The following is a 12,376-nucleotide window of genomic DNA, read 5'->3' as shown; positions in this document are numbered from 1 at the left end:
GAGCTAACTTACCAATGGCATGTTTTCCGGGGAGCAGGTCACACTTGCTCTCCGATTGACAGACAATCCGCAAGCTTGGTCAGCCGTCCCGCTAGGGCCTCCGAAAAGGGAGGTAGGGCCCTTCGTCGGGACGCTTGCTGCCAACCGCCCCCCCACCTAGGCTTGGATCTGCCGGTCAGTCACGCCTGCGGAAAGGTGCGTATGCGCAATCCAGACGTCAGCTTCGCCATCGCTTGCTATAACTGCCGTCCCTTCCTTGCTCAAACCGTAGCGTCAGCGCTGGCGCAGCATGATGTGACGGTCGAATTGCTGCTCGTCGATGATGGCAGCAGCGATGGCACCCAAGCGCTGATGGAAACACTTGCGCAGGGCGATGAACGCATCCGCACCTTCTCAACGCCCAGCAACGGCGGACCAGGCGCCGCCCGCAATATCGCCATGGCCGCTATGCACGGCCACTGGTACGCGGTGCTGGACAGCGACGACTTGATTGCGCCGTCACGCAGCCGAGACCTAATCGCCGCAGCCGACCATCACCGCGCTGACATGATAGCCGACGATCTCCTGCTGTTCGGAGAAGGATTGGCCGAACATCGGTTTTTGCAGAACGACTGGCGGATGCCTGGCTGGATCGAGCTCGATCGCTACTTCGAGGCAAGCGCGCTATTTGGCACCGCACCTAACCCGGGCTTCTTGAAACCGATGATCCGTCGCACGTTGCTCGACCGCACCGCCATTGCGTATGACGAGCGACTTCGGATCGCTGAAGACGACGATCTGGTGGTTCGCCTACTAATGACTGGTGCACGCTATTGGTTGGAACCCAGGCCTTTGTATCAGTACCGAAAGCATGGCCTGTCCATATCGCATCGACTGTCATCGGATCATATCGATCGAATGGCACTCGCCGGGCACGAACTGGATGCGCGTGTACATGCGGCGGGACGCGCCAGCACCGCCTATAACCGACGACGCCGCGCGCTGGCTAACGCAGTTGCCTTCACTCACGCCATTGACGCCCTCAAGGCCCGACAGCCGCTATCGGCTGCCAGAGCAATACTTCGGCGACCGACAAGTCTTCCGCTGTTCAGGATGCCGCTCGGCGCCGCAATGCGGCGCCTGACAGGGCGGACAATGGGTTAGGCGTTAATGTGCACATTGCCTGCAGATAGATTCCATGCCTCTACGACCTCATCCATTCACTTCACGTCAAATCGAATTTGGCAAAGGGACTGATGCATGAATCGCTTTGTCCAAGAAAGGCGACTTGCTCGGTTCGTGAGTCAATCCTCAAATAGTTTGTCCTGGTGACAAAGTTGGTTACTACCTTCCGTTCATATTCTTCCAGCTTTTCGGCGAGACGAAACGGTCGGTTTGGGACCGGCGCGAGGTCTTGCGCCGCTGCCGCGCGCAACATGGTTCGCTTCGCGCGTGCTACCGTTCCGGTCGCGCTTTGCAGGTCAGATACAAAGCGTGCGAACTCCTGTTCCGGCATTTGGAAATCACCGATTACGCGGTGGAGTATCGAGCGTGCGAAGTCAGGCTCGGCACCGAACGCCCCCACTCCTGCCGCTCCGATCACCGCACCGCCTCCTGCCAGGACCGCGAACGATTGCCTCCGTGTGAAATCTGTCATCGCTCGGTCCTCAAGCCAGGTCGGCGGCCCGTAGCGACAGCGCCGCTACTGTCAGGCTAGGGTTCATGGCGGAACAGGTACTGAATACCGATGACCCGACCACCGTCAGGTTGCGCCAACGATGATGCACCTGCGCACCATCCACTACCGAGGTCCTCGGATCACGCCCCATCCGCAACGTACCCTGCAGGTGAGACTCGGTCGGGCGTTGCGATCGAAAGATAATTCTCTCTACTGGGAGCGGCTCCAGCAACTTGGGAAGCTTGTCGAGTGCTCGCCTCTGCCCTCGTACGGCATAATCGGACGGCCCAGCATAGGAAACCACGGCCCGACCGTCCTGTCCGACCGTTACGGCGTTTCTGTCTTCGACCAGCTCTTCGACAACCACCATGATCGGCAATGACTGGCGCATACGCCCCGGGATTGCCCGCAACCCGTGAAGCCAACGATTTTCGGTGTAGACAATCGCCCCTCCCATTTCAGAGCGATGCTCTCCGTCATACAAACCGAAGTTCAGCCCGGTGGTAATGGTGCTCCCGTCGAAGTTGTCCAGACCGTCGAGCAGCACCTCAACGTGACAACCGTACGACTCGTGCAAACCAAGACCGGTATACCCGCCCCCCATGTCCGATCGATGCAGGATTGCCGGACTATGTATTGCGTTTGCTCCAAGTACGAAACGGTCGCCTTTCACCTTCCAGTCTCGCCCTGCATATTCCACTACTGCCGAATGGACATTGTTCCCCGACGTTTCGAATCGTACAACTTGAGCATTCAATACAACGGTTACGCCCGGATGCGAATAAATGTCGATGAGCCCGTTATTCAGCGTGAACTTGGCATCAACGGGACACAACGTACAGCGGAAGCTAGCGCAGCATGCTGGCCGGTCTTTAGTTGCGACGCGTGCACGAGCTGTCGGCATGGCGAAGTGTTGCCCAGGCTGCGCTTCTGCCAGTAACCGATCCGGCGCGGTAAAGCGGTGGGGAGGCTGCGGGAAAGGAGCCGAGCGAGGGAACATCGCTGCCATTTGCGGGTCACCCGACACCGACATGATGGTTTCAGCGTCTACGTAATATTGCTCGAGATCTTCGTAGCGTAGCGGCCAGTCACTTCCGACACCATAGCGAGACCGCAGGGCGAAATCACTGGGATGAAATCGGGGTGTTTGGGCGAACCAGCAATTCGTGCCTCCGCCAAGGCCAATGGTAAACTTCCACGGCTTATCCGAGTCGGACACGTAGGTGTCAGCGTCCGGAGTGTCACTATGCCGCCCTTGTGCGATCTGCCAGTCGTGCGTTCGATGGCCGCCCCACTCGAGCACAAGGATCCGGGAGGACGCATTACGGGCCAGCATGCGTTGAAGATAGAAGGAGGATCCAAAACCCGACCCCACGATCACAAGGTCAAACGCTTCACCCGCAACACTGCCAATATCGACGACATTCGGCATCGTTAACGATCCCTCCCAATTCGATACATCTTAACGTAAGTAAGGCACGCTCCACCCTTTTTTATTTTGTCAATTAAGGTTAAAACTCGAGTCGTATCAAGGGAGGGGCGTGCAGTGGCACAGCTTTGGAAACAAGCGATTCTGTGGGGCATGATCGCTTTATCTGCCATGGGCGTCATTATCGCCTTCAGCAACCTTCCCGTTTTGACCGGCTGCGGCTTTTACGGGCGCTGCGCCCTGATCAGAAGCCACTGAGTAAATCGATCTGCCGAACCACGGCAGGGGGAAGGGCGGCAATGCAACAAGTTGGGCAAAAGTGGCTCGGTCCTATGCGACGCCGCTTAACCGGCGCTGACGCCGATGTCCAAGCGAAGGACGGCCTGGTTACCTTTTCGGTAATCTGGGCGCTCGCTTTGGTTTTCAGCGTTGTCTCCCATTATGATCACCTGAATCTTTCCAAGGGTATTAGAATTGCCCTTATAGAGTATGGCGTGCTGGCTCTTTGCGTAGCGGTCATATTGAAACCGCGGCGCTTGAGCATATTGGCACTGTTAAGCGCTTTGATGGCGGCGCAATATGTTTACAGATTGCCGGTGGCATCGAACAATCAAACAATTGCCTTCTTTATGAACCTGTCGATCGTCCTCGTGGTGTCCGCTACGTGGTTGAAACAGGAAGATCGAAAGAAAGCACGCGATGAGGCGTACGAACGCTTGCGAATTGTCGCAAGGCTTCTGCTAGCCACGATGTACTTCTATGGAATATTTCACAAAATAAATAGCGACTTCTTGGATCCGGAAGCGAGCTGCGCAGTAGCCCTATACAAACCACTGACGCACTTGTTTTATCTGGAAGACAACCTTCTAGGTAGATATGGATCCATAGCCGCCACTTTTGTGGTTGAAACCATAACTCTTGTCTGCTTGTTCTGGCGCCGTTACTTTGCCTTTGGCCTGATTATAGGTTTGGTTTTTCACTATATCATTCCGATCTCGGGCTTTTCCTGGTATATGGATTTCTCGTGCCTGGTATTCGCATTGTATACCTTGTCGGTTCCACGAGAGGTTAGCGTAGCGGTTTATACTCGAGCGCGAAGAGTCCTTGAGCGGCTTCCTGTTCCTTCGTCTTCGGCTGGAGCAGCCGCTCTGATACTCTTCGGACTAGCCTTCTTGGGCGCAGCAATCGCTGTGTCAGCCTTCCGTTCCTATGCGAGAGGCGCCGAGATCAACGACATGATGGCGTGGCATTCCGCTTGGATCGTGATTTGGGCGGTCGCCGGCGGTATCATGATGGTACTCCTCACATGGGCCGCACTCGAGGCACTTCCGTACAGGCCAGTTAAAAGTCCCAAGAAACCCTTATGGGTCTATGCCATACCGGCAACGCTGTTCGTTTCGTGCTTGTCGCCCTATTTTGGGCTCAAGACTGAAAGCTCGATTGCGATGTTCAGTAATCTGCACACGGAACAGGGGCAAACGAACCATCTCTTGTTCTCACGCCCTCCCTATCTCGCCGATTATCAGCGTGAGGTGGCGACGCTAACGGCGTCATCGAGCAAGGGCTTGCAGAATATGGCCGATCGCAAACTCGGCATCGTCCGCTTCGAACTAGAACGCTGGATGAAGAAGAATCCGGGAGAGTGGGTCAGCTTCAGCTTGAATGGCAGGCAATTCGAACGCGTCAACGCCGCCTCCTTTCCTGTTCAAGAAGCGAACTTGCTGGAGCGTCGCCTCTTGATCTTCAAGCCGGTGGATGTGACGCGTCCCAAGGTGTGCACTCACTAACGCAGAGACCTTTTTCAGACCTGCGCATAGCGGCTCGTCAGCGCTCTACTATTTTTCGATGCGCGGATCGAGACAGCCGCGGGCTCTCTCCGCTTACCCGCGCGGAGCGTGCAGCAATGTGCGCCCCCTAACCCGCAATGTGAGACGACGACCCAGTTTAAGCGCCGGGTACACCAATCGTGTCAATGACTTGTACTTGAACACTGCCGCATTCAAACGGTTCGCCAACCCGTTATCGCTCGACAGACTAGCCAACACATGAACCGCATCTGCACCATAGAACGTCTGGCCACGGTGCTGGAACACCATACCTTCATTCAGATCGTATCCTTGTTTCCAAAGCCGATCCACCCGTGGATCGTCCGTTCGCGCGTCGATCAACTCGACGGATCCTATCGCATCACGAAGCCTGAAAAGGCTTACATAGTTCTGACAGAATATGCACTCACCGTCATAGACGATCACACTCTTGCTTGACATGACGATGTCTCCGGCGCCTACAATAGTTTTCCTGGCTATTATATGATTGGTACAACGTAAACAACGCTATTGCAGAACGTCCATTCGAGATTCTGCCCAATCAGTCGGAAGTTTATAAGTTCTAATCCAGTCTATATCCATGGTCGCTGGAAATCGGGTCGCCTCATCGGGATCGCCCGGCCATGCTCCTCCGACCGCCAAGTTCGCCAATATATACATACGGACATTCGCGTCCGGCGGAGTGGATTGTCGCGATGTCTCCCGACCATCCACGAAAAATACCAGCGTGCGGGGTGTCCAGAGCATGCCATAGCGATGCCAAGTGCCCGTTCCACCTGGCACCTTTACGCGTTTGGTGACGGCTTTCTCCAACCCGCTATGCTTGCTTTGGAATACCACATCAGGCTTGTCGCCATGTGCTTCCATGACGTCGAGCTCTGGCGGCCATTCCCCGGTCTCGGGTAACAGCCAGAATGCCGGCCAAAGCCCCTTCCCGCTCGACCAACGTGCGCGCATCTCAAAATAGCCATAGCGTTGCGACACGGTGCCCCGGCTGGAAATCAGGCCCGAACTGTAAGCGATGCCGCGCATCGCCGAATTACGCTGCCGTTCGGGCAGCGTAGCGAGTTCGCCCATCACTGCGGCCCGCTGCCCAGGCGTCAGCGCTCGGGCGGTAATTGTCAGCACCCCGCGTTCCAGGCGGATCGGCTGGATACCCAGGCCGAGATAGTCTGGTGCCGTATAGACCTGCCGCTCGCGATTGTTCCATAAGGTACGCTTCGCTACCGTCGCCCGCTGGCTTGCCTCGGCACGCAAATCGGTTCGCCAATGACGCTTCAGCGCGTTGCCCTCAAACTCGTCGGAAAATCCCTGCGCTAGTCGGAGCAGCGTCGGTATATCGCGCGAAGCCGGTTCAGGCGCGCTCCAAGCAAGCGCCAGCCCGCCCAGTGGCACCGCCAAGATCACAATCAAGAGCAGGCGCATGCGCATACCTCCTGGTCGCCAGCCACTCGTTGCGACTCAGACCGGCTGATGTTCCTGGGCTATCATGCCGTTTTGCAAGCGCGAAGGGGCGATTGGATCGGCGACAGGATAGCTAAGGTTTGTCTTGGTTGAGAAACCCTCCTGCCGTAACGATCCTGCCATGCGGATTTTGCTGGCCAGCGCCCACCCCTATCTTCCTGAAATTAGGGGGGGAGCCCAGATGAGCACACACGAACTCACTCGTGGCCTATCTGCCGCGGGCCACGATGTTGGTGTTTTTGCAGGCTTTATGGGACACGGCGTTCAATCGCTTTGGGGGCGTTTCCGACTGAAGATAGCGCGCTCGTCGATATACCCCAGCACCTATTGTGATTATCCTGTCCTGCGCGCGTGGCACCCTTGGAAGGTTGCCAAGGAAGCACGTGACCGTTTCCGCCCGGATGTGGTAGTCGCGCAATCAGGACTGCCAGTCAAAGTAACGCGCGCGTTCAAACAGATTGGAGTTCCCACAGTTCTTTATTTTCGGAATGTGGAGGACGATGATCTGGGAGGCACAGTTTCTGGAAGCGCAGATGCTTACATAGCAAATTCTCGCTTTACGTCCGATTACTTCGAGAGCGTTTCTGGTGTTAAATCGACCGTCATACTTCCCACGTTTGATGCGCAGCGATACCGCACCGACACCTCGCGTCGTTTTGTTACGTTCATCAATCCCCATCCTCACAAGGGACGCGACATCGCTTTCGCACTGATGCGTCGATGCCCCGATGTGGAGTTCCTGATCGTACGTGCATGGTCGCTTGACCCAGACGACGAGGCGCAGCTGGAAGCGCTTGACCGAGAATGCGCTAATGTCACCGTACGCGAACCCACATCGGACATGCGCACCATTTATGCTCAAACCCGGATCGTCCTGGCGCCCAGTCAATGGCAGGAAGCCTATGGTCGGATAGCCACTGAGGGCCATTTCAGCGGCATTCCGACGCTGGCGAGCAATATCGGCGGCCTTCCGGAGGCTGTTGGTCCTGGCGGCATACTGGTCGCCCCGGATGCACCAGTCGAGGCATGGGAAGCCGCGTTGCTAGATATGCTGAACGACCCGGCACATTACGACGCACTGTCGCAGGCCGCTTTGCAATATTCAGAACGTCCCGAACTCGATCGCTCGGCACAACTGCGCGCTTTGGTGTCGGTTTGCACTGCGGCTACTGGACAATGTCGTGAACCCGCCCAAGCTCACTCAGCGGAGCCGGCGATCTAGCGGACACCTCGTCGAAGCGGCCACGTGGCAATGGAAGCCCGATGCAGCCGCGATATCAGCTATGGGCAGGCTCGACCTTTCCCTCGCCTACATTCAGGATCAGATCGCCTGGGCGCACGTCCGGCTGATGGTGGCTAATGACCAGCACCGTACGCCCGACGAAGCGGCGCCGTAACGCGTCCATGATGCGCGTTTCGCTTGCAGATCCGATCGCATTGGTCGCCTCGTCCAGGATGAGCAGTTCAGGTTCGGCTACCAGCGCTCGCGCCAGCCCCAACCGCTGACGCTGCCCGCCAGAGAGATCGAGCGCGCGATCGTTGACGCGGGTGGCGTAGCCGTCGCGTTGCGCGCTGATGAAGTCATGGATGTCAGCGTCGCGTGCTGCAGCGATCACCGCAGCATCGTCGGCGTCAGGCCGAGCCCAGCGGATATTGTCGGCAATGCTGCCCCCGAACAACTCTACATCTTGTCCGGCAAAGCCCATCCGGGACCGCAGGCTGGCACGGCACAGCTCGGTCAATGGCACCCCACCCACCCGGATGACGCCGCGATCGGGCTGATACAGATCAGCGATCAGATTGACGATCGTGGACTTGCCCGCACCGCTCGGCCCAGCCAGCCAAGTCCAGCGCCCTTGAGGCACCAGAAAGCTTGCATCCCTCAGGACAGGCCGGTCACGACCATGTTGAAACGACACGCGCTCGAAGCGGATGCCTTCACCCAGTGATCCGAGCTCGCGCGTGCCGTCGCTGCGGTCATCGCCGCCGATCAGCTCCACCACGGCGCGAAACGGCGCCTCGACCCGCGCCAGCTCCAGCCGCTCCGCCTCGACCGTGCCGAGATAGGGCTGGAGCCGCGACAGGATGGCGATCGTGGTGATGGCAGCGATCGCTGGTACCGAACAGGCCCAGGCCACTGCGCCGCACCCCAGCAATAGCAGCAGCGACGATATCTCGGTTAGCGGCTCGACCACCGCTTCCTGCTGCTCAAGTGCGCCGTCGATACGCTTTACGCGTTCAGACTCGTCCGCGAAGCGACGCTTGTATCGTGCGTCCTGCCCGAAGATGCGAATGGTACGCAGCGCATCGAGTGTTTCGACCAGAATGGCGTTGAGTGCGCGATTATGCTCGATCGAGCGTTCTGAATAACCTGCCGTCACCCGCCGCGCTCTGCCAAGCAGGCTGGTCTGCATCAGCCCGGCCACGAGCGCGAATAAGGTGATCTGCCAGGACACGACAAACGCGAGCAGCCCTAGCACGGTTAGCGCCAGCAGCGCGCTGATCAGCCCGGTCAAACTCTCAAGCGCTTCTGTCACCGAGAACAGATGTTGTTCAAAGATGGTGATGAGCCGCGCCTTCCCAAACCGGCTGATGATGCGATGTGGCCGATCCAGGAGCCGATCGAACGACAGGATGCGCAGCCGCTGGTTCAAATGCTGTGCCGTTCGACTGGCAATGATCGAATGCGCGATGTTGACGCCAACCTTGGCCAGAAACATCAATCCCACGCCAAGCGCCAGCCATACAACGTGCTGTTCCAGCCACGGCAGCACCGTATTGGGCAGGCTTAGCGTTTCCACCAGCGTTTCGGCTGCTGATCCGCGCCCGACCAACTCGTCTAGGAACAAAATCACAAGCCCAACGCCGATACCGTCGAGCGCCGAACCCAGGACGCTGAGCAGCCCTATTGCCGTCAGCGCCCCCCCCATCCTCACCGTCCAAGGGCGAAGCTGGCGCCAGATGGACAGCGCCGACCCGAAGCGGATCGGATCCTCTGGCTCGAGTTCCCATTCGTCGATCTCGTCAGGAGAATCCTTCGGAGCCATCACGAGCGGCCGATTGTCCGGTCGCGACGTAGCTTCTCGCACAGCATACCGATGCCGTCCTCGGCATCGATACCGATGCGACGCCACACTGGCTCATCACGCTCCACATCAACAAAGCCGGGCGCCGGCCCGATCACGGGCGCGAGCCCGGCCTGCACGACCAGTGTGTTGAAACGGGGGTCTTCGGCCCAGTCCTCGATCAGCCCAATCACCTCGTCGCGCCCTTGCCACGCCGCGAGCCGTCCACGCGCTGTGGCAAGAAGCTCGAGGCTGGCGCTAACGTCGGCTTCCAGCGCAGCCTCGTCGGTAAGCACTGCCCAATCGAAGCCGTGAGCGACGGTAGCTCCGATGGCGACGCCCATTTCCGCCGCGCCGTACGCAAGTTTTCTGACCGACAGGCCGAAGGTCGCGTGGAAATCATGTGCCTGAAAAATCGGCATGACCGTGTCCAGCGCCAGCGTTGGTTCGATCTCACCGACCACAATCGCGATTGGCCGACCGTTCGCCGCGACTGCCCGTCGCTGTAACGCGGCCAGTTCCGGCAGGCGCAGCGACGTGTAGCCATGCGCGCGCAGAAAGCGGAGAATGACGCGTAGCTGCGCTACCTCAGCATCGCCTCGTATTTCGGGCAGGCATAGCACAGGGATGCGCAGCGCCAATTCGTCCGCCACGTCCGAGCGCCGCGCCGCTACTCCCCCGAAGATGATGAAGCGACGCAGTTCCACCTCAAGATCGTCCGTCATCGGCAGTTCGACGATGCGCGGCGTAATCGTTCGGTCGGTGCGACGATACGAGGAGATACGGTAAAGCTCGGTACGCAGCTGTTCTTCCAGCACCAGCCCTGCCGCCTCAAAAGCGGCGTTGATGCGCATCACACCGAACTGGTCGCCCCAATCAAAGCCGGTGTGACCAAGATCGTCGGCAAGGACATGGGCATGGGCCGTAACCAGCCGGCCTTCTGGTGAGAGTGCTGCCGCGATCTTGTGCGCGATCCGGCCGAGTTGCGCATCGTCGGGCGCGAAGTAGAGCACTTCCGAACAAACGATCAGGTCGTGCCCGGTGGGTATCTCTCCTTCGAAGAAGTCGAGTTGCCGGTAGGTGATATTGCCGTCGGCGCCGCACCTTTCCCGGGCACGTGATAATGCGTTCTCGCTGATGTCAGTGGCGAGCAGCTGATCCACCGCGCCCGCTAGTCTGCGCGTGAAATGCCCTTCGGCACACGCCAGCTCAAGTGCGCTGCGCACCGGCTCGTGCCGCACCAACTGCATCGTGCGCTCATACTTCTCCGCTTCATATGGCGTGTCATACGACCATGGATCGGGATTGGCGAAAATATGCTCCCAATAATCCTTCCGACCATCGTCGATATCGAGTTCTTCGGCATGAACCTGCACCGGTGCAATGCCCGGTGCGGGCGTTGCCGCACGCGTCCGTTCGGCAAACTCCGACGCGCGCGCGCGCGCGATCGCCTCGCTCCCCTCAATCTTCCTGCCCGCCAATGTGTCGGCGAGCGCATCAACCAGCAGTCTTCGCACCAGACCGCTTCGACTACGCTTCAGCCCCGAACGCCCAACCACCTGACGCCGGCTTGCGGCCAGCGCCAGCCGCCCGCTGTGTTTTACCAGCGCGCCCACGAAATGCGGTCGCGCCCGCATTCCACGGACGATTGCCTTGACTGACAGGTTTTCGATTGCCGCGCGCGCGAGCGTCGCAGGCGCTACCGGCCCGAACACTGGCAGGGCAACAACACCTAGTGGCTCACCTCCTGCCGTCAGCCGGCAGTAGAGTCCCGTAACACCATCCGGGGCGGGAACGGTGGAAAGTTGGTTGATCGGCATGGTCACGCCGAGCCAATCGTCCGCTCGCACCGGCGCTGTGAGCGGGTCGAGATCGAACAGACTGAGCACGAAGCGGGTGCGCAGGTCACGTGCGGGTGCCTCGCCGCCCGGCCTCTCTGCAATCGCACGAAGCAGCGGTGCCAGCGCCTCCGCCATCGCCGGCCATTGCGCAGCCGGGGCTTTAATCGCCGATGGGTGCGCGCGCTGCCAGCCATTGATGAATTGCGCCGCGAATGCCGGAAAGCTGGCGTCGAGCGGTGGCTGCTCGATCAGCGTTGCCAATGCGCCCGCATCTCCAGCGCCAGCTACCTCGGCCAGCACACCCAGTTGGAGCAGCGCTGCGCTTGCCGCAGAGCCCGCCGCATAGCGTGGATCAGGGTGAGGTACACGCGGGTCAGCGGCTGCACCGCGCGCAAATACCACGCTGGCATCCACCTCTACCTGCTCGTAACGGGTGGATAGTGAGCCGTCGCGCATCCGATAAAACGCTAGCGGCTCTTCGACGCCGACAAAGCGGATCCCGGCGCGGGCGATCCGCTGCCACAAATCCCAATCCTCACAGGTGCGGAGGTCTTCGTCGAAACCGCCTAGCGTGAGTACTGTTTCGCGCCGTACGACCACACAATGAATGGCGGGCTCGCACCGTTCAGCAAGAACGGCGAAAGCGTCCCGCTCTAGTGCGGCGCAGAAATCGGGCGGCAGCGGCACTCCATCTGCACTGACCCGGACATAAGAGCAGAACGACAGAGCATCCGCCCCAGCCGCCTCCGCGATCGGAACAAGCGTTTCCAGATGGTTCGGCGCGATCCAATCGTCGGCGTCGACGAATACGACATAGGGCGTGTCGAGCGCAGCCAAGGCGGTGTTGCGGGCTGCCGACGCACCGCCGTTCTCGCGGCCGATCACCCGAACGCGTGGGTCGCGCACCGCCCAATCGTCTGCCCGCGCGCGACTATCATCGGTAGAACCGTCGTCCACGAGAATCGCCGTCCAATCGCCGCGGGTTTGCGCAACCAGCGATTCCATGGTGCGGTCGAGCGCCATGCCAGCATTGTAGATTGGTACAACAAACCCGACTGCTGGTGTTCCCGTCGCCATCACTTGCGCCTCCCCCG

At 59.3% G+C, this 12,376-nt stretch carries 9 protein-coding genes; 3 read left to right on the top strand and 6 right to left on the bottom strand.

Annotated features, from left to right (window positions below; genetic code table 11):
• Positions 1-201: 201 nt before the first annotated feature.
• Positions 202-1,143 (top strand): glycosyltransferase family 2 protein, encoded by a 942-nt coding sequence (locus L8F96_RS17420; protein ID WP_334656831.1) that lies wholly within the window; start codon positions 202-204, stop codon positions 1,141-1,143.
• A 61-nt stretch (positions 1,144-1,204) separates the two neighbouring features.
• Here the strand turns inward: L8F96_RS17420 and L8F96_RS17415 are convergent, their stop codons facing one another.
• Positions 1,205-1,636, bottom strand: coding sequence for a hypothetical protein (locus tag L8F96_RS17415; protein WP_334656830.1), 432 nt, complete (start codon positions 1,634-1,636; stop codon positions 1,205-1,207).
• A 10-nt stretch (positions 1,637-1,646) separates the two neighbouring features.
• Positions 1,647-3,089 (bottom strand): GMC family oxidoreductase, encoded by a 1,443-nt coding sequence (locus tag L8F96_RS17410; RefSeq protein ID WP_334656829.1) that lies wholly within the window; start codon positions 3,087-3,089, stop codon positions 1,647-1,649.
• 143 nt (positions 3,090-3,232) lie between these two features.
• On the opposite strand from L8F96_RS17410, the gene L8F96_RS17405 reads away from it, so the two are divergent.
• Complete coding sequence (locus tag L8F96_RS17405) at positions 3,233-4,873, top strand: thiol-disulfide oxidoreductase (RefSeq protein ID WP_334656828.1); 1,641 nt, start codon at positions 3,233-3,235, stop codon at positions 4,871-4,873.
• 93 nt (positions 4,874-4,966) lie between these two features.
• Here L8F96_RS17405 and L8F96_RS17400 read toward each other — a convergent pair whose 3' ends face one another.
• Together L8F96_RS17400 and L8F96_RS17395 are read right to left on the bottom strand one after the other, a co-directional pair.
• A complete protein-coding gene (locus tag L8F96_RS17400; RefSeq protein WP_334656827.1) occupies positions 4,967-5,353 on the bottom strand; it encodes a DCC1-like thiol-disulfide oxidoreductase family protein in 387 nt (128 codons plus the stop codon).
• 66 nt (positions 5,354-5,419) lie between these two features.
• Positions 5,420-6,337: a glycoside hydrolase family 16 protein gene (locus L8F96_RS17395; RefSeq protein ID WP_334656826.1), complete on the bottom strand. Its 918-nt coding sequence runs from the start codon at positions 6,335-6,337 to the stop codon at positions 5,420-5,422.
• Positions 6,338-6,497: 160 nt separating this feature from the next.
• Between L8F96_RS17395 and L8F96_RS17390 the strand changes: the two genes are divergently transcribed.
• Positions 6,498-7,598, top strand: coding sequence for a glycosyltransferase (locus L8F96_RS17390; protein ID WP_334656825.1), 1,101 nt, complete (start codon positions 6,498-6,500; stop codon positions 7,596-7,598).
• A 55-nt stretch (positions 7,599-7,653) separates the two neighbouring features.
• Here the strand turns inward: L8F96_RS17390 and L8F96_RS17385 are convergent, their stop codons facing one another.
• Positions 7,654-9,423, bottom strand: a complete 1,770-nt coding sequence (locus L8F96_RS17385; RefSeq protein WP_334656824.1) for an ABC transporter ATP-binding protein — start codon at positions 9,421-9,423, stop codon at positions 7,654-7,656.
• Positions 9,423-12,359 carry a glycosyltransferase gene (locus L8F96_RS17380; RefSeq protein ID WP_334656823.1) on the bottom strand — a complete coding sequence of 979 codons (2,937 nt, stop codon included), beginning with the start codon at positions 12,357-12,359 and terminating at the stop codon, positions 9,423-9,425. Before L8F96_RS17380 ends, L8F96_RS17385 begins: the two co-directional genes overlap by 1 nt.
• Between the last annotated feature and the right edge of the window lie 17 nt (positions 12,360-12,376).

The organism is Sphingomonas panaciterrae (assembly GCF_036890205.1).
GTDB lineage: Bacteria > Pseudomonadota > Alphaproteobacteria > Sphingomonadales > Sphingomonadaceae > Sphingomonas > Sphingomonas panaciterrae.
The sequence above is the reverse complement of the archived record's forward strand: the minus strand, read 5'-3'. Positions and strand labels throughout refer to the sequence as shown.